The sequence below is a fragment of the Enterococcus sp. DIV1279b genome (assembly GCF_050531515.1).
Lineage (GTDB): Bacteria > Bacillota > Bacilli > Lactobacillales > Enterococcaceae > Enterococcus_D > Enterococcus_D casseliflavus.
In genome coordinates this window covers 2,992,342-3,010,260 of record NZ_CP172891.1, presented here as the reverse complement: position 1 = coordinate 3,010,260, position 17,919 = coordinate 2,992,342, and the positions used below count along the sequence as shown (strand labels likewise).

Here is a 17,919-nt window from a genome sequence, read left to right as displayed (position 1 = left end):
CTCCTTACAGCAATCCGTAATTGGTCATTTCTTCTTCTAAATGAACGAGGGTCGCATCTTCCGGGACACCCAAAGGCAAACGATAATGCAATTCGCATTTGCCTAGCAAGGAGACCGCTGCTTTGATCGGCACAGGATTTACTTCACTGAAAATCGCATCGATCAACGGTTTTTGTCGCAACTGCTCTTTGATGGCTGCTTTTACATCACCATTTAAGAAATCAGCAACGAGTTGTGCCGTTTGTTTCGGAGCGATATTGCCGATCGTTGAAATCACGCCAGAGCCACCTAAAGCTAAAATTGGGGTTACTTGATCGTCATTTCCTGAATAGATCGCAAAGTCATCATCCGCAAGACGAGCGATTTCTGCGATTTGCGAAATATCACCGCTGGCCTCTTTGATGCCTTTGATATTAGGGATTTTTTTTAGTTCTGCCACGGCTTCAGGTGTTAAATTTAAGCCGGTTCTTGAGCTGACGGAGTATAAGATCACTGGCAGCTCAACGCTTTGACAGATTGCTTCATAGTGAGCGACTAAACTTTTCTTGGTCGCTTTGTTGTAGTAAGGTGTTACAACCAATAATGCGTCAGCACCAACGCGCTGTGCTTCTTTTGAAAGATGGATCCCATGTTGGGTATTGTTGGAGCCTGTTCCTCCGATAACGGGGATTCGACCAGCAACTTGTTTTACCACCGCTTCGATCACCGCGATATGTTCTTCATCGTCTAACGTGGATGCTTCACCGGTCGTACCGCATGCAATGATTGCATTCGTTCCTTGCTGCACATGCCACTCCGCTAACTCCTTCAGCTTATCGAAATCCACCGAACCATCTTGAAGCATAGGGGTAATCAACGCAACGCCAGAACCTTTGAATATTGTCAAACTACGACACATCCTTTCAACCAATTTATTTTTCGTTACTCTACGTATAAGTGTACCAAAACGAGGGGTAAAATTTTCAATAAAAATCGAAACATTTCGACAATTTATACTATAGATTATTCGAATTATATACTATAATATTAAACAATATCAATGAAAAACTGAATATTCGCTGGTTTTTATGGATATTTTTAAAAGGAATGTATAGAAAGGTGTTTTAACATGCAAGTATCGCAAACAGTCACAGAATTAACCGAAGACGTGGTTCGTTTTCGTCGTGAATTACATACAATCCCTGAATTAGGGTTAACTGAGTTCAAAACAAAGGAATACTTGCTGCGTCAGTTGCAATCCTTTGGGATCAAAGAAATCTATCCAGTGATTGAAACCGGCTTGATTGCTGTCTTTCGCAGTGAGCGTCCAGGAAAGACACTGGCCTTTCGAACGGATATCGATGCACTACCGATCAAAGAAGAGACCGGTGTTTCTTTTGCTTCCAAACATGAAGGAAAAATGCACGCCTGCGGGCATGATGGCCATATGGCAACGATGCTAGGGTTTGCCAAATACTTAGCGACGCATCCTGAAGTGATTCGTGGAACGATCGTTTTGATTTTCCAACCAGCCGAGGAAAGCCCCGGTGGCGCTCAACTGATGATCGATGAAGGCATCTTACGAGATTTTGGCGTGGAAAAAATCGTGGGGCTGCATGTCTTCCCAGACTTTCCCGAAGGAGTCATTGCGAGTCGGAAAGGTCCGATGATGGCCCGTAACGGCGAGATCAATCTAACGATCAACGGCACGAGTGCCCATGGTGCCCAGCCTCATCAAGGACATGATGCCATTTTAGCCGCGGCTGCGATTATTCAAGGATTGCATTCGATCATTTCACGCAATATCAGCCCGCTTTCTGCTGGGGTCATCACTTTTGGGAAGATCCATGGGGGAGATGCGGAAAATATCATTCCCGGCAAGGTCGTTTTAAAAGGAACGATGCGGGCGTTTGAAGATGAAGTCTATGAAACGATGACGCGCAGAATCACCACCGTCGCACAAGAAATCGCCAAAGGATATGATTGCACGGCGGATGTCGAATTCGAGCACCTTTATCGTGTCGTGGACAATGATCCTGAGATGGTGGAAGTGTTGGAAAAAGTGGTCGGGGAGAGCTACCGAGAAACACCGCCATATATGTTGGCAGAGGATTTTTCGATGTACCAAAAGGAAATCCCCGGTGTCTTTTTCTTTGTCGGCACCCGAAATGAAGAAAAAGGCTATGTCCACCCTTTACACAGCAGCAAAATGAATTTTGACGAAAAAAATCTATTGCAAGGCATCGAATGCTACGTTCGTTTGATCGAGGCGTTGAACGAGCCGACAGACAAGGAGTAAAGCGATGGCAAAAGAAATCAAGAACAATCACTTATACATTGACGGTTGTGATACCGTTGAGCTGGCAAAAACCTTCGGAACCCCCCTTTACGTGTATTCCGTTTCGGAGATTCGCGAAGAATGCCAAAAGATTCAGGCGCAGTTTTTGACGCGCTACAGCAAGACACGGGCAGCCTATGCCGCTAAAGCTTTCTGCACCACAGCAATGCTGCAAGTGATCAAGTCAGAAGGACTCTCATTAGACGTGGTTAGCGGTGGAGAGCTGTATACAGCGATCCAAGCTGATTTTCCAGCAGAACACATCGAGTTTAACGGCAATAATAAATCGATTGAAGAATTAGCAGCCGCCCTTGATTATGGCGTAGGACGGATCATCGTTGATGGCATTCAAGAAGTCGGCTTGATCCGCGCGTTATGTCAAGAAAAGCAAGTCGTTGCTAAAATTTTGTTGCGCATCACACCCGAGGTTTCGGTCAGCACCCATCAATTTATCTCGACCGGACAAAAAGATTCGAAATTCGGGATTCCTTTAGATGAAGAAATCTTATTTCCGTTAGTGGAAGAAGTGATTCAAGCACCTGAATTGGATTTCTATGGCCTGCATTTTCATGTCGGCAGTCAATTGTCGGACAATCGCTCACATCTAGCGGCAGTTGATGCGGCTTTGGCCCTTGTCCAAACCATTCATGAACGCTTTGATTATTGGATCAAAGAACTAAATGTTGGCGGCGGCTTTGGCGTTCGATACACAGATGCAGATATTCGCCAACCCTACAGCTACTTTTTAGATCCTGTGATGGAAAAAATCGACGCCTTTTATGCGCAGCACCAGAGCGAACGTCCGACCATCGTTATTGAACCTGGGCGTAGTATCGTCGCAGAAGCAGGTATCAGTTTGCACACCATCGGCAGTATCAAGACATTGCCAGGAATCAGAACATACGCCAGCATTGACGGTGGCATGACAGACAATATTCGTCCAGGTCTTTATCAAGCAACATACACTGGAATCTTAGCCAACCGCGCTTCCGAAGCTGCGACACAAAAGATCACCATTTCTGGCAAAGCTTGTGAGAGCACGGACATCTTAGTAAAAGATCTTGCATTACCGCCCGTTGAAACTGGGGATCTGTTTGCTACGTTCGCAACAGGAGCTTATGGCTATTCGATGGCCAGCAGCTACAATAATTTACAGATTCCTGCAGTCGTCTTTGTGGAAAACGGCCAAGCGGAATTAGCCGTTAAACGCCAGTCCTACGAGCAAATGCTGCAAAATGAAGTGGTTCCTTCGTTTCTAAAAGAGGGAGCTTCCAGCAAGTAAAATTTTGAAAAGCAGGTGACAACATGACGATTCCTTATACAAAAATGCAAGGTGCAGGAAATGATTTTATCGTAATCGATAACCGCACATTGAAATTCTCCCATGAACAACTGTCGCAATTTGCTGCTCAGGTTTGCCATCGGAAATTTTCTGTTGGCGCGGATGCAGTCATGGCAGTGGATTTTCCCACAGGAACCGCTGATTTTCGGATGCGGTTTTACAATGCTGATGGGACCGAAGCAGAAATGTGCGGCAACGGCGCTCGCTGTATTGCCCGCTATGCCTTTGAGAAGGGAATTGCTGGCGAGCAGATGACCATCGAAACAGTTGCTGGCGATGTCCCCGCATGGCGCTTGTCGGCAAAACACTACAAAGTAACCTTGAATCCACCGACCGTGACTACATTTGATCAAGCGTACCCGAATCCAATGGTTTCTTTCGTGGACTATGTGGAATTGGGTGATCCAGGAATTCCTCATGCGGTGGTTCACTATCCTGGTCTGGCAGAAACTGAGTTGGAACAGCTGGCTGAACTTGCCAAAGAGATACGCTATTGGGAGGTTTTCCCCAAAGGGGCGAATGTCAATTTCTATGAAGAAGATGACAAGGGTGATCTGATCGTTCGCACGTATGAACGAGGGGTGGAAGGTTTTACCTATGCGTGCGGCACAGGTTCTGGTGCCACTGCGTATGTCGTGACCAAACGTCACCAGCAAGCGGCAGCGAATGTCTTGCTGCACGTGTTAGGTGGCGAGTTAACGGTAGAAGTTGATGTTGATCAGGGCGCATTAGAATTGATCGGTGATGCGGTTATGGTCTCTGAAGGCTTGATTTTAGATGAGAATTTGACTGTATAAACGCTGTGAAAATCATTGTAAAAAGATGGTTTTTTCGTGAAAAAAAGAATTGACATTCATTTGAGGCTATCGTATAGTTAAACACAACTTAAAAACACGCGATGATAAGAAGAGTAAGTCAGTTTCGATTGGATCAGAGAGCTCGGATTGGTGAGAAAGAGCACAGCCGTTTGACTGAAGATGGCCTTGGAGCGTTTGGACGTGAGCAAAAGCAAGCGTGCAGCGGGATTGCCCGTTACAGCAAAGCAGTTGATAAACTGATAAGGTTGGCAGCTTGTGCCAATGAATTAAAGGTGGTACCACGAACATGGTTGTTTCGTCCTTTCTCTATGATGGAGAAAGGACGTTTTTTTATTATAAAAAGGGGGAACTAAAAAATGAAACAGTTGAAAAAGGGAATCGTTGGGTTAGTTGCTGCTGCTGTCTTAATTACATTGGCAGCTTGTAGCAATACTAGCAGCACGGAGGATACACAGTCTGGTGAAAATAGTGTAGATGCAGTGGAAGAAAAAGTCGTTGGAGTGGCACCTGGACCATATGGGGATATGGTGACAGAGGTGATCTCTCCATTACTGGAAGAAAAAGGGTATCAACTAACGACCAAAGTGTTTAATGATTATATTCAGCCGAACAATGCCTTGGCGAATGGACAAATCGATGCCAATTTGTTTCAGCATACGGCCTATCTAGAAAAATTTTCGGCAGATAACCAGTTATCTCTTACGGCATTACAAAAAGTGCCAACATTGGGAATGGGCATCTATTCGAAGCAACTGTCCAGCTTGGATGAGTTAGCAGACGGGGCGACTGTTTCGATTGCCAATGATGCCTCAAATTTAGCTCGGACCTTGCAACTGTTAGCTGCCAATGAGTTGATCACCATCGCAGACAATATCGACGAAACGAAGGCAACGGTGAATGATATCGAAGAAAATCCGAAGAATCTGACATTTAAAGAATTAGACGCAGCCCAATTGGCTCGTTCGTTAGATACAGTCGATTTAGCTTTAGTACCAGGAAACTTCGCTTGGGCGGCTTCTCTTGATCCTGCAGATGCTTTGGCGTTGGAGTCGTTGAAAGAAGAATATAAAAATGTCTTTGTGGTGTCCACCGAAGAAGAAGACAGTGATTTTGCTAAGGCAGTTACGGAAGTATTAGAAAGTGACGCATTTAAAGAAGCGATTGCCGAATCACCGTTCAGCAACTTTGATCAACCGAAATTTTGGACTGAGTAAGAAGGGCATACCTTATGGCAAAAATAGAAGTAAAACAAGTATCAGTGACATTCACTCATAAAAAACAAATCAAAAAAGCAGTGGATTCCGTTGATTTTTCCGTTCAAGCTGGAGAAGTATACGGGATCGTCGGATTGAGCGGGGCTGGGAAAAGTACCTTGGTTCGTACGTTGAATCTACTGCAGGTGCCCTCTAGCGGTCAAATTCTGATTGATGGTCAAGACATCACGCAAGCCAAAGGCAAACACTTGCGTGAAGTACGACAAAAAATCGGGATGATCTTTCAGCATTTCAATCTGATCCATAATCGAACCATCAAGGAAAATTTAGCCTTTGCTTTGCGCGCTGGTGATTATCCGAAAGATCAGCAAGAAGCGAGGATCAAGGAACTGTTGGAAATGGTGGATCTGCCTCACAAAATTCACGAGTATCCGAATAATTTGTCTGGGGGAGAAAAGCAACGGATCGGCATTGCACGAGCGATTGCCAACGAACCTGAGATTTTGTTGTGTGACGAAGCTACCAGTGCGTTAGATGTTGAAACGACTGAAGAAATTTTGAAATTGTTGATCCGAATCAAGGAACAGACAGGCATCACCATCGTCTTTATCACTCATGAATTGGATGTTGCCCGTAAGTTTTTTGATCGGGTGGCAGTGATGGAAAAGGGGCGCATTGTTGAAGAACAAACGACCTATGGCTTGTTCAGTCAGCCTAAACAGCCTATTACAAAAAAACTGGTAGGCCGCTACTTGGATCTGACGCTTCCTGAAGAGATTCTAGCATCTTTCACGCAAGGCGACTTGCTGGAATTGCGCTACCAAGGTGAGTATACGTTAGAACCGCTGATTTCGACTGTAGCGAAAGCCTACGATGTGTCGATCAATATCATCCATGGGAAAATTGAGTATATCAAAAAAGATGTGATCGGTATTTTGTATATCTATTTGACGGGACCCGACGAAGAAGCAGCAAAAGCCCGAGAACACTTAGCTGCGAACGTCTTTTCTCTAAGAAAGATAGGTGAGAAAAATGGCTGAAACGATTGAGATTTTAAAAACAAACCTGCCTCAAGCACTATGGGAAACATTCTTTATGGTGGGGACCTCAGCAATTATAGGAGTAGTTTTCGGCTTATTGATTGGATTAGTCCTGTTTTTAGTCGGCAGTAACCTTTTTCATAAAAATATTTTCTTGCATCATCTGGCCGATTTTGTCGTCAATGCAATCCGTTCGCTGCCATTTTTGATCTTATTGATTACGCTGATTCCGTTATCAGCGATGCTGATCGGTGATCCTTATACCCCAGCGGGTGGTGCGATTGCTTTATCGATTGCCGCGATTCCTTTTTACGCCCGAATCGCTGAATCCGCATTTGCCGAAATCGACTATGGCGTCCTTGAAGCCAGCGTCGCTTCTGGAGCATCGACGAGACAGATCGTTCGCGAAGTGATTTTACCAGAAAGTCTGCCAGCTTTGATTCGCGGATTTGTGCTAACTTTGATCAGTCTTTTAGGCTACTCAGCGATGGTGGGAACAATTGGCGCAGGCGGCATTGGCGATTTAGCAATTCAGTATGGTTATTATCGCTATGAAACGGCGATTTTGATTGTGGTGATTCTCCTGCTGATTCTTCTGGTACAAATCATCCAGTGGGTCGGCGATGCTTGTGCGAATCATTTCTCAAAATAATACCCAACGCTTTGTAGTTCCTTTTCGAATACACTTGAGTTATCGCTTCTGTTATTACTCTACAGAAGCGATTTTTTTTACTTACAGGTCACTGATTTTTGGTTGCACCGCTAATGGTTTTTCGGTATGCTGATGGTGAGTTGTTTTTTTACAGCGAAAATTATATTTTAAAGGAGCAACACTATGACTCAAATTCCTAACTGTCCAAATTGCCAATCTGAATACGCTTATGAAGACCGCGGGCTGTTTGTTTGTCCTGAATGCGGAAACGAATGGCAAGAGCAACAAGCGATGGAAGAAGCACCCGTATATAAAGATGCCAACGGCAATATTTTAGTCGATGGCGATACAGTAACGGTCATCAAAGACTTGAAAGTCAAAGGCGCATCTGGCGCCATCAAACAAGGAACGAAAGTGAAAAACATCAAATTAGTCGAAGGCGACCACAACATTGATTGCAAGATCGATGGCTTCGGCGCAATGAAACTAAAATCAGAATTTGTAAAAAAAGGTTAAAAACAAAATCTTCCAGTCATCTTCATAATTTTTTCACCACTTTAATGGTAAAATAAGGTCAAAGATTAAAAGGGGGAATTTTATCGTGTATGGTATGGGCGGATACGGGTTCGGCTTTTTTTATGACCCGACTTTCATTCTTGTAATTATCGGTATGGTGATTTCACTAGCAGCGTCAGCGTACGTCAAAAGTACCTTTAACAAATATGACAAAGTCAGAAGTAAAAATAATATTACCGGCACAAAAGCGGCGCAGTACATCTTGCAAAGCCAAGGAATCAATAATGTGGGTGTGCAAGCGATCGCTGGTGATTTGACGGATAATTACAATTCTGGCAACAAAATGCTGAGTTTATCGCAATCCACTGCACAATCAACTTCGGTAGCAGCAATCGGTGTTGCGGCCCATGAGTGTGGACACGCAGTCCAAGATGCCAAAGGTTATTTTCCTTTGCGTTTGCGTCATGCGATCGTACCGATCGCTAATATCGGAACCAGCATCTCGATCCCATTGATTTTGATTGGGGTCCTATTACGAGGATCGTTTCTGATCAACTTAGGCTTGTTGGCTTTCTCATTGGCGTTTATTTTCCAATTAGTGACCTTGCCAGTCGAGTTCGATGCCTCAAAACGGGCGATCCGTATTTTGGCAGATGGTGGCTTGTTAACAGAAGATGAAGTACCACAAGCAAGAAGAGTGCTCTTTGCCGCAGCGTTGACGTATGTCGCAGCTGCCGTAGCAACCTTATTGCAGCTCTTACGTTTGATTATTTTATTCGGTAATAACAACCGTCGGAATTAGAAAATGGAAACAAATAATAACAAAGTGGCTCAATCAAGATTTCTTGGTTGAGCCGCTTTTTGTATGGAATATTATGATTTAACGAAAACTTTTGACAGGTGCTCTGTCCAAAAATCAGTAAAATCTTTGATGGTTCCATCTTTATTTAGCTGTGCCTGTTCAAATACTGATTTATTCTTACCGAATGGATCAATTGCGATAATTGTTCCAATCCCAGCACGCTTGGCAGCAAGCAAACCTGAATAAGCATCTTCGATAACAAGACAATCTGCAGGAGCTAAGCCCAATTTGCCAGCCGCTTTAAGAAAAATATCCGGTTGCGGTTTTCCAGGAAAAGAGCCATCGTCATAGACGATCTTATCCCAATCAAACCAGCGAGCTAAATCGAAAGTATCAAAATAAAAAGCAACATTCTCTTTAACAGTAGCGGTGGCGATCGTTAATGGAATCTGCTGGTCAGTCAGCTGATCAAGAGTCGCTTCAAGCCCCTTTGTCAATTGGAGATCGTTCTTATTTTGCAAGCAAAGCATACGATAATAGCTTTCTTTTTCTTCTGACAATACGGCGATCTCAGAGGCGGTCAAATGTTCTGAAATGAAATGTTTTAAAATCTCCGTATTCGTTCGACCATGGATATTTTTTAAAATATCCTCATCTGATAAACCATCTTTTGTATGATCATGAATCATGTGCAGCCAAGCAGCTTCATGTAGATGAGAGTCCAAAAACATTGTTCCGTTGAAATCAAAAATAATCCCTTTCATAGTTACGCTCCTATAGTGGTATTTTCGGTTGAATCAGCAATTTGCAGATCGACATATTGTGCATAGTGCTCTTGAACCTCTCGCGAGATCTGGCGATCCGTAATGAGTAAATCGAAATCATGTAAATTATAAAACACATAAAAATCATCCCGATTGAACTTTTTGTTATCAACGAGCAGATATTTCTTGCGAGAATTATTTAATGCGATCTGCTGCGCTTCTCCTTCTTCTGTACTGTAAGTAGAAATTGCTTCGTTGTGAACGCCATTTGAACTGATAAATGCTTTTGTAAACTTTAGTCTTCTTAAATTGTCGTTGGTGATTGGTCCAACAAATGCGCCGGTATTTTTACGGAAATCACCACCAATTAGTAAAATTTCTGGTCCATCTGCTTGCGCAAGAATATCAAAAACCGGGTAATTGTTTGTAATAATCCGAATTTTCTTGTTCAGTAAATGGGTCGCCAAAAGTTCGATTGTTGTACCTGGTCCTAAAAAAATTGTTTCGCCTTCTTGAATTGAGGAGGCTGCTGCGGCAGCAATTTCTTTTTTTTCTTGAATCTGCAGAGTGGCTTTTTCGGTGTGAGAAAGTTCTTGATCTAAAGTGTAGGAAAGACTTTGCGCCCCTCCATGGACACGTAGCAGCTTGCCCGATTTTTCTAATTCATCTAAATCTCTGCGAACGGTCATATCAGAAACATCTAATTGATTGATGATTTCATTAACGGTAAGGATTCCTTTTTTATTGACCATTTCTACGATAGTAAACAATCTTTCTTTTTTCAGCATCGTCTTCACCTCTAATTTAAGGATAATCTACCATATAATCGGATAACAGTCAATCTGTTTCAAACAAAAACAAACAATTATTTGCGTGATACATGTTTATTTCAATGGTTTTTATCATTTTTTCTTCGATTTTTGTGATTATTTATGTTTGTTTTTGTTGACAAATGTTTTGGATGCGATTACAATTCAATCAGTTAGAAAGTGTGGAAACTGATTATAGATTTGAGGAGAGATGTACATGCTTAAATTACCAGAAGATTTTATTTTTGGTGGAGCCACAGCAGCCTATCAGGTTGAAGGAGCCACTAAGGAAGGCGGCAAAGGCGCTGTTGCTTGGGATGATTTTTTAGAGGAACAGGGTAGATTCAGTCCCGATCCGGCAAGTGATTTTTATCATCAATATGCAAAGGATATTGAATTGTGTGAACGATTTGGTGTGAATGGGCTAAGATTATCCATTGCATGGAGTCGAATTTTTCCTGATGGTGATGGGGAACCGAACCCAGAAGGAATCGCTTTTTATCATCGTGTGTTCGAAGAATGTGCGAAAAGAAACGTAACGCCGTTTGTGACATTGCATCATTTTGATACCCCTAAACGTTTGTTTGACCAGGGAGATTTTTTGAATCGAGAAACAATAGAAGCATTCGTTTCCTATGCCATTTTTTGTTTTCATGAATTCAAAGAAGTGAAAGTGTGGAGTACCTTTAATGAAATCTATCCTGTTGCGACCAATCAATATTTGTTAGGCGTTTTCCCGCCAGGAATCAAATATGATTTTACAAAAATCATCGCCTGTCTTCATAATATGATGGTTGCCCATGCACGTGTAGTGAACTATTTCAAAGAAAACGAACTTCCAGGCGAAATCGGTGTCGTTCACTCATTGGAGACGAAATATGCGGCAACAGATGCTCCAGAAGATAAGCATGCAGCCTTTTTAGACGATGCATTGTCGATCCGCTTCTTATTAGATGCTACTTATTTAGGCTTCTATTCAACTGAAACCTTGACTGCTCTTGATGAGATATGTGAAGCAAATCAGGCCAGCTATCATTTTCCTGAAGAAGATTTTGTCGAATTGAAAAAAGCCTCCACGCGTAATGACTATTTAGGGATCAATCACTACCAATGCCATTTTGTCAAAGCTTACGATGGAGAAAACGCGATCCATCATAATGGCACGGGTGAAAAAGGGACCTCTGTTTATAAAGTGAAGGGGATCGGAGAACGCATTTATAAAGAAGGAATTCCTCGAACAGATTGGGACTGGCTGATTTATCCAGAAGGGCTTTATGACTTGTTGTTGCGAATTAAAAGCGATTACCCGCATTACAACAAAATCTATATCACTGAAAACGGCATGGGGTATAAAGACCAGTTTGAAGATGGCATCATTATGGATCAGCCGAGAATCGACTATTTGAGAGTCTATTTGGAATCCTTAAGCAAGGCGATAACAGCTGGGGTAAATGTGAAGGGATATTTTTTGTGGTCGCTTATGGATCTTTTCTCATGGACAAATGGGTATAACAAAAGGTATGGCTTGTTTTATGTTGATTTTGAAACCCAGAAGCGTTACCCGAAAGAGTCAGCATACTGGTACAAATTAGTTAGTGAAACCAAAACGATTATTTAATAAGTAATAATGGAGGAAGAAAAGATGAATAAAGAGGAATTACAAATGCTTGGTTTTGAGATCGTTGCTTATTCAGGGGACGCTCGCAGTACATTATTGAAATTATTGAAAGAAGTAAGACAAGGGAACTTTGAGCATGTTGATTCAGCACTGAAAGAAGCCGACGAAAATTTAACCCTTGCACACAATTCGCAAACGAAAATTTTAGCGGAAGAAGCATCGGGAAAAGAGATGGAGATGGGATTCATTTTTATCCATGGACAGGATCATTTAATGACCACTTTGTTGCTGAGAGATCTGATTCAAGACTTTATTGCACTGTACAAGCAGAATCAAGGATAGGAGAAGAACGCTATGGATGGAATCATTAAACAAATCGAAAAAGGGAAACCGTTTTTTGAAAAAATCTCACGCAATAGTTATCTGGGAGCCGTTCGTGACGGATTTTTAACAGCGATGCCGGCTATTTTATTCTCAAGCATATTCATTTTGATTGCTGCGGTTCCTGAGATTTTTGGTTACCAATGGCCTGAAGCTGTCTCCACTTGGTTGTGGAAAGTCTATAATTATTCGATGGGGGTTGTAGGGTTACTTGTTTCAGCAACCACTGCTCGCTGCTTGGCTGATTCGATGAATCGCCGCTTACCGAAAAACAAAGTAATCAACACGACTTCTGTGATGCTGGCTTCTGTGGTAAGTTTCCTGTTGTTAAGCGTCTCTCCAATCGAAGGCGGATTTTCAACGGAATACATGGGGACAAAGGGGCTTTTGGCGTCCTTTGTCGCTGCATTTTTAACAGTTAATTTATATAAGTTTTGTGTGCTGAAAGATATTACCATTAAGATGCCTAAAGAAGTTCCTGGTACGATTTCGCAAACCTTCCGAGATATTTTTCCTTTCTCTTTTTCAGTATTTGCGGCCGTTTTAATTGATTTAGGTATTCGGCAAATTTTCCAAATCTCATTTGCAGAAGCAATCATTACTGTGCTGCAGCCATTATTCACAGCAGCCGACGGTTATTTAGGAATCGCTATTATCTGGGGAGCGATGGCGCTATTTTGGTTTGTCGGTGTTCATGGACCGTCGATCGTGGAACCAGCAATTGCAGCAATTATCTATGCCAATGTGGAAACCAATCTGCAATTGTTCAATTCCGGTGAGCAAGCTTCAAAAGTACTGACAGTCGGTTTAGGAAATTTTGTAGGAACTATGGGAGGAACTGGGGCCACATTGGTCGTTCCTTTTATCTTCTTACTCTTTGCTAAGTCTAAACAATTGAAGGCAGTCGGGAAAGCTTCCTTTATTCCAGTAAGTTTTGCTGTCAATGAACCATTGTTGTTTGCAGCACCCATGATTTTGAATCCTTATTTTTTCATTCCGTTTTTGTTAACACCAGTTGTAAATGTTTGCTTGTTTAAGTTTTTTGTCGATGTGCTAGGCATGAACAGTTTTATGTACGTTTTACCTTGGGCAACTCCGGCACCGATCGGTTTGGTTCTAGGAACAGGCATGGGGGTGTTAGCCTTTGTTTTAGCAGCGGTTCTAATCGTCGTTGACTTCCTGATCTATCTACCATTTTGTAAAGCATACGATGCTGTTTTAGTAGAGCAAGAAGCACAAAAAGCGGAAGTGATCGCAACCGAAGAAGGTGCTTCTGCTGCTATACGTGAGGAAGTACCTGTGGCAGCGAGACAAATTATCAGCGATACAAATAAAGAAATCAATGTGTTGGTGCTTTGTGCTGGAGCAGGGACAAGTGCGATGTTAGCTAATGCTTTAAAAGAAGGTGCATCTGAATCGAAAGCACCGATCAGTGCAATGGCGGGTGCTTATGGTTCTCATTACGAAATGCTGAAGGATTTTGATATGGTGGTCTTAGCACCGCAAGTCAATTCTTACTATGATGATATCAAAGAAGATACCGATCGCTTAGGAATCAAGCTGGTTGCGACAAAAGGAGCAGAATATATCGGATTAACGAGAGATCCTGAAAAAGCCGTTCAATTTATTCTGAGCCAATTTCAATAAAGGAGGAGCAAATGAATGAAAAAGGGAGCTTGGTTGCGTAAAGTCGCTTTATTTGCAGCTGTGATAGGGACTTTGGGGGCTGTTTCAAAAACAGTTGAAGCATCTGCCAGCGAGTTTATTCGCGGAGCAGATATTTCAATCTTGTCAGATATGGAAAAATCTGGTGCAAAATATTATGAAGATGGTATTTCAAAAGATGCCTTAGAGATTCTAAAAAATAATGGTGTCAACTATGTTCGACTGCGTTTGTGGCAGGATCCTTATAATAGTAACGGAGAAAGTTATGGGGCAGGGACAAATGATCTGGAAACGACGATTGCCCTTGCAAAACGAGCAAAAAGTCTTGGACTCAACGTGTTGCTAGATTTCCATTACAGTGATTTTTGGGTTGATCCTGGGAAACAGAATGTTCCTAAAGCGTGGCAAGATCTGACCTTTGAAGAAATGAATACGGCATTGTATGACTATACAAAGAACGTTCTGTCGGAAATGAAGCAGCTAGACGTTTATCCTGATATGGTTCAGATCGGCAATGAACTGAATAGTGGCATGCTCTGGCCTTATGGCAAGTCTTGGGGAGAAGACGGGGGAGAGTTTGATCGATTGGCTACTTTTTTGAAGTCTGGTGTCCAAGCTGTTCGAGACACTCAACCTAAAACAACTCCAGTAATGCTCCACTTAGCTGATGGTGGCGATACAGGAGCATTTACTTGGTGGTTTGATGAAATCACCAGTCGGGGTGTGTCATTTGATTTAATTGGAGTATCGTATTATCCGTATTGGCACGGTTCAATGAATGAACTTCAAACCAATATGAATACGATCAGTCAACGGTATGGCAAAGAAGTGATCGTAGTTGAAACAGCTTATGGGCATACAACAGCGAATGCAGATACTATGCCAAATGCCTTTGGCGAAGCCGAAGCAGCGGCGGGGGGATATGAACCAACGCCGTCAGGACAAGCAGAGTATTTGCTGGATCTAGCCGATCGTATTCAAGCGGTGCCGAATGATCGCGGGGCGGGCTTCTTTTACTGGGAACCTCTTTGGTACAACGGAAACGTGAGTTGGGCAACACAAGCAGGTATGAATTATCTCGGTGTTCAATCCACTATGGGAAACGAATGGGACAACCAGGCGATGTTTGATTTTGCTGGAAACGCCTTGCCAAGCTTGCGTGCGTTTAAACAAGCAGGGACGCAAACAAATCTGGTTAAAAATGCAAGTTTCGAGAGCGATGGACCAACGACCAGTCCTTCCGATTGGCAAACGTGGTTTCAACAAGGAACAGCTGAAGGTACGATCAAAACGGAAGCAGGGACTTTTTTTGGAGACTACAAATTAACTTTTTGGAAGGACCAAGCTTACGAGGCATCAGCTTATCAAAATATTAGTGGCATCAGCGATGGAACTTACACATTGAGTGCCTACGTAATGTCTGGGGGAGAGTTTGATACCAATCAGTTATATATCAAAAATTATGGTGGAGCGGAACTAAATACTGCGGTTGATAAAACCAGTGAATGGACAAAAATTACAATCAAAGACATTCCAATTACAACAGGTGTTTGTGAAATCGGGGTTTATAGCAAGGCTTCAGCAAATGCTTGGACGAACGTTGATTTTGTTTCGTTGGTGAAACAATAGTCTAAGGATTGCTGCGATTGATCCTCAGAGCTCCCATTCAACCGCATCACTAGCGTAGAAGGCAGGAATCGAACCTGCACCTCGTCTTTGCCAAAAATAACCAGAAATACGTTCCGATCATTTTTACCAAAACGAGTAAAGCGCCAGACTTCATCTACACTTTGTATTATGCCAAAGAGAGTTCAACGATTTCGTAAGAAGCAATGAAAAATTTGCAAAAAGTTGTGCAGAAAACATGAAGGTTGTTTAAGAAAGAATAACCATAGAATTTAGTCGAGAAAAAGAAGGAACCAGCTGTATCAATAAGTAAAGCGGTTTGTCTGGAAACTTCGTTTTTTTCTGAAAAAATCAAATAAAGTTTTCTTGACATTTGCTAGGTGAGAATGTATCATTCTGTTTGGGCACTCTTTACAAGAGTCAGAAAGTGATTTAGAATTTTCGCTCCCTATTCATTTATGGATAGGGAGCTTTTATTATTTTCTAAATGCTTTTCCTGTAAAATAGATTAAAGGAGTTTTTCAGTTTATGACAAAATATATTTTTGTAACCGGCGGTGTGGTTTCTTCTATTGGTAAAGGGATCGTAGCAGCATCATTAGGACGTCTGTTGAAAAATCGCGGCTTGAAAGTAACGATTCAAAAATTCGATCCGTACATCAACGTCGATCCAGGAACGATGAGCCCATACCAACATGGTGAAGTATTCGTAACCGATGATGGAGCAGAGACCGACTTAGACTTAGGTCACTATGAACGCTTTATCGATATCAATTTGAACAAATACTCAAATGTAACAACTGGAAAAATCTATTCAGAAGTTTTGCGGAAAGAGCGTAAAGGAGAATACTTAGGCGCGACTGTTCAAGTGATCCCGCATATCACCAACGAGATCAAAGAAAAAATCATGCGGGCAGCCAAAATGACTGATTCAGATGTGATCATTACAGAAGTCGGCGGTACAGTAGGGGATATTGAATCATTACCATTTCTAGAAGCTTTGCGTCAAATGAAAGCAGACGTAGGTTCAGACAATGTGATGTACATCCATACGACGCTGATTCCTTATTTGAAAGCAGCAGGCGAAATGAAAACCAAACCGACACAACATAGTGTGAAGGAACTGCGCGGCTTAGGGATTCAACCAAATATCTTGGTCGTTCGGACAGAACAACCCGTAGGACAATCAACGAAAAACAAATTGGCACAATTCTGTGACGTGGCACCAGAAGCCGTGATCGAATCTCGTGACGTTGAGACCCTTTATTCGATCCCATTGGCACTGCAAGCGCAAGGCATGGATCAAATCGTGTGTGATCATTTGAAACTGACTGCACCAGCTGCTGACATGACCGAGTGGCAAGCATTGGAAGAAAAGGTACTGAATTTGAAGAAAAAAGTACGCATCGCATTAGTCGGAAAATACGTGGAATTGCCAGATGCTTATCTATCAGTTGTCGAAGCTTTGAAACATTCTGGTTTTGCCTTTGATGCTGACATCGAGATCGATTGGATCAAAGCCCAAGAAATCACACGAGAAAACGTGGATTCTTACTTAGGTGAAGTAGACGGTATTCTCGTTCCTGGTGGATTCGGTGATCGCGGGATTGAAGGAAAAATCGAAGCGATCCGATATGCTCGGGAAAACGATGTGCCATTCTTAGGGATTTGTCTAGGGATGCAAATGGCTTGTGTGGAATATGCCCGCAATGTCGTTGGCTTGGAAAATGCCAATTCCGCAGAAACCGATCCTGAAACAGCCAACAACATCATTGATTTGATGGCTGACCAAGAAAACATCGAAAACTTAGGTGGGACATTGCGCTTAGGCTTGTACCCATGTAAAGTGAAAAAAGGCACCAAAACAGCTGCAGCTTATGACGGAGAAGAAGTTGTTCAAGAACGTCACCGTCATCGTTATGAATTCAACAACAAATACCGTGAAATCTTTGAAGCAAACGGGATGGTTTTCTCAGGTGTATCACCAGACAATCGTTTGGTTGAGATCGTTGAGATCCCAGAAAACAAATTCTTCGTGGGTTGCCAATTCCACCCAGAATTGATTTCTCGTCCAACTCGCCCACAACGCTTGATCAAAGCCTTTGTTGGAGCTTCATTGGATAACCGCCAACCATAATAATCGCTAGCGGCAAACCAAGCAATGAATGTGCGAAACTCCTCATCTCAAGATGGGGAGTTTTTTTGAGTTGCGCCATCCCAGTAGTCCGTAAAAGGTTGAAACTTGCATGAGCGTTGGTAGAAGGTATCCATTTCTGCACACAAAAAACTTCCGTCAAAACGACCGGAAGTTTTTGGCTGATGCATTATTTTTTTCGCTAGCAGTTTGAATGAAATC

The 17,919-nt window shown here is 42.5% G+C and carries 16 protein-coding genes and 1 other annotated feature; of the genes, 13 read left to right on the top strand and 3 right to left on the bottom strand.

Annotated features, from left to right (window positions below):
* Positions 1-4: 4 nt before the first annotated feature.
* The gene (dapA, locus tag IGI71_RS14280; RefSeq protein ID WP_008380503.1) at positions 5-886 is read right to left on the bottom strand and encodes a 4-hydroxy-tetrahydrodipicolinate synthase; all 882 of its coding nucleotides are present in this window, start codon (positions 884-886) and stop codon (positions 5-7) included.
* Between the two features lie 222 nt (positions 887-1,108).
* Between dapA and IGI71_RS14275 the strand changes: the two genes are divergently transcribed.
* The 8 genes from IGI71_RS14275 (at position 1,109) to IGI71_RS14240 (ending at position 8,701) form a co-directional block, all read left to right on the top strand.
* Entirely contained in the window at positions 1,109-2,278 is a 1,170-nt protein-coding gene (locus IGI71_RS14275) for a M20 metallopeptidase family protein (protein ID WP_008380505.1), read from the top strand.
* A gap of 4 nt (positions 2,279-2,282) precedes the next feature.
* Positions 2,283-3,599, top strand: a complete 1,317-nt coding sequence (lysA, locus tag IGI71_RS14270; RefSeq protein WP_010749977.1) for a diaminopimelate decarboxylase — start codon at positions 2,283-2,285, stop codon at positions 3,597-3,599.
* A 23-nt stretch (positions 3,600-3,622) separates the two neighbouring features.
* Positions 3,623-4,456 carry a diaminopimelate epimerase gene (gene dapF / locus IGI71_RS14265; RefSeq protein ID WP_005228261.1) on the top strand — a complete coding sequence of 278 codons (834 nt, stop codon included), beginning with the start codon at positions 3,623-3,625 and terminating at the stop codon, positions 4,454-4,456.
* 92 nt (positions 4,457-4,548) lie between these two features.
* Positions 4,549-4,783: a binding site (T-box leader), on the top strand.
* 50 nt (positions 4,784-4,833) lie between these two features.
* Positions 4,834-5,691, top strand: coding sequence for a MetQ/NlpA family ABC transporter substrate-binding protein (locus IGI71_RS14260; protein ID WP_060791470.1), 858 nt, complete (start codon positions 4,834-4,836; stop codon positions 5,689-5,691).
* A gap of 14 nt (positions 5,692-5,705) precedes the next feature.
* A complete protein-coding gene (locus tag IGI71_RS14255) occupies positions 5,706-6,731 on the top strand; it encodes a methionine ABC transporter ATP-binding protein (RefSeq protein WP_060791469.1) in 1,026 nt (341 codons plus the stop codon).
* A complete protein-coding gene (locus tag IGI71_RS14250; protein WP_016609383.1) occupies positions 6,724-7,383 on the top strand; it encodes a methionine ABC transporter permease in 660 nt (219 codons plus the stop codon). The genes IGI71_RS14255 and IGI71_RS14250 overlap by 8 nt, the downstream gene beginning before the upstream one ends.
* Positions 7,384-7,566: 183 nt before the next feature.
* The gene (locus tag IGI71_RS14245) at positions 7,567-7,899 is read left to right on the top strand and encodes a zinc ribbon domain-containing protein YjdM (protein ID WP_010749972.1); all 333 of its coding nucleotides are present in this window, start codon (positions 7,567-7,569) and stop codon (positions 7,897-7,899) included.
* 94 nt (positions 7,900-7,993) lie between these two features.
* Positions 7,994-8,701, top strand: coding sequence for a zinc metallopeptidase (locus IGI71_RS14240; RefSeq protein ID WP_005228270.1), 708 nt, complete (start codon positions 7,994-7,996; stop codon positions 8,699-8,701).
* 71 nt (positions 8,702-8,772) lie between these two features.
* Here the strand turns inward: IGI71_RS14240 and IGI71_RS14235 are convergent, their stop codons facing one another.
* The gene (locus tag IGI71_RS14235; protein ID WP_010749970.1) at positions 8,773-9,465 is read right to left on the bottom strand and encodes an HAD family hydrolase; all 693 of its coding nucleotides are present in this window, start codon (positions 9,463-9,465) and stop codon (positions 8,773-8,775) included.
* Between the two features lie 2 nt (positions 9,466-9,467).
* The gene (locus IGI71_RS14230; protein ID WP_010749969.1) at positions 9,468-10,253 is read right to left on the bottom strand and encodes a DeoR/GlpR family DNA-binding transcription regulator; all 786 of its coding nucleotides are present in this window, start codon (positions 10,251-10,253) and stop codon (positions 9,468-9,470) included.
* Positions 10,254-10,491: 238 nt separating this feature from the next.
* Between IGI71_RS14230 and lacG the strand changes: the two genes are divergently transcribed.
* From lacG to IGI71_RS14205, 5 genes are all read left to right on the top strand, one after another.
* Positions 10,492-11,892, top strand: coding sequence for a 6-phospho-beta-galactosidase (gene lacG / locus IGI71_RS14225; protein WP_060791468.1), 1,401 nt, complete (start codon positions 10,492-10,494; stop codon positions 11,890-11,892).
* Between the two features lie 24 nt (positions 11,893-11,916).
* Positions 11,917-12,234, top strand: coding sequence for a PTS lactose/cellobiose transporter subunit IIA (locus IGI71_RS14220; RefSeq protein WP_010749967.1), 318 nt, complete (start codon positions 11,917-11,919; stop codon positions 12,232-12,234).
* 12 nt (positions 12,235-12,246) lie between these two features.
* Positions 12,247-13,920 carry a PTS lactose transporter subunit IIBC gene (locus tag IGI71_RS14215; RefSeq protein ID WP_010749966.1) on the top strand — a complete coding sequence of 558 codons (1,674 nt, stop codon included), beginning with the start codon at positions 12,247-12,249 and terminating at the stop codon, positions 13,918-13,920.
* Positions 13,921-13,935: 15 nt separating this feature from the next.
* On the top strand, positions 13,936-15,567 hold the full coding sequence (locus IGI71_RS14210) for a glycoside hydrolase family 53 protein (protein WP_060791467.1): 1,632 nt from the start codon (positions 13,936-13,938) through the stop codon (positions 15,565-15,567).
* A gap of 525 nt (positions 15,568-16,092) precedes the next feature.
* Entirely contained in the window at positions 16,093-17,700 is a 1,608-nt protein-coding gene (locus IGI71_RS14205) for a CTP synthase (RefSeq protein ID WP_060791466.1), read from the top strand.
* Positions 17,701-17,919: the final 219 nt, after the last annotated feature.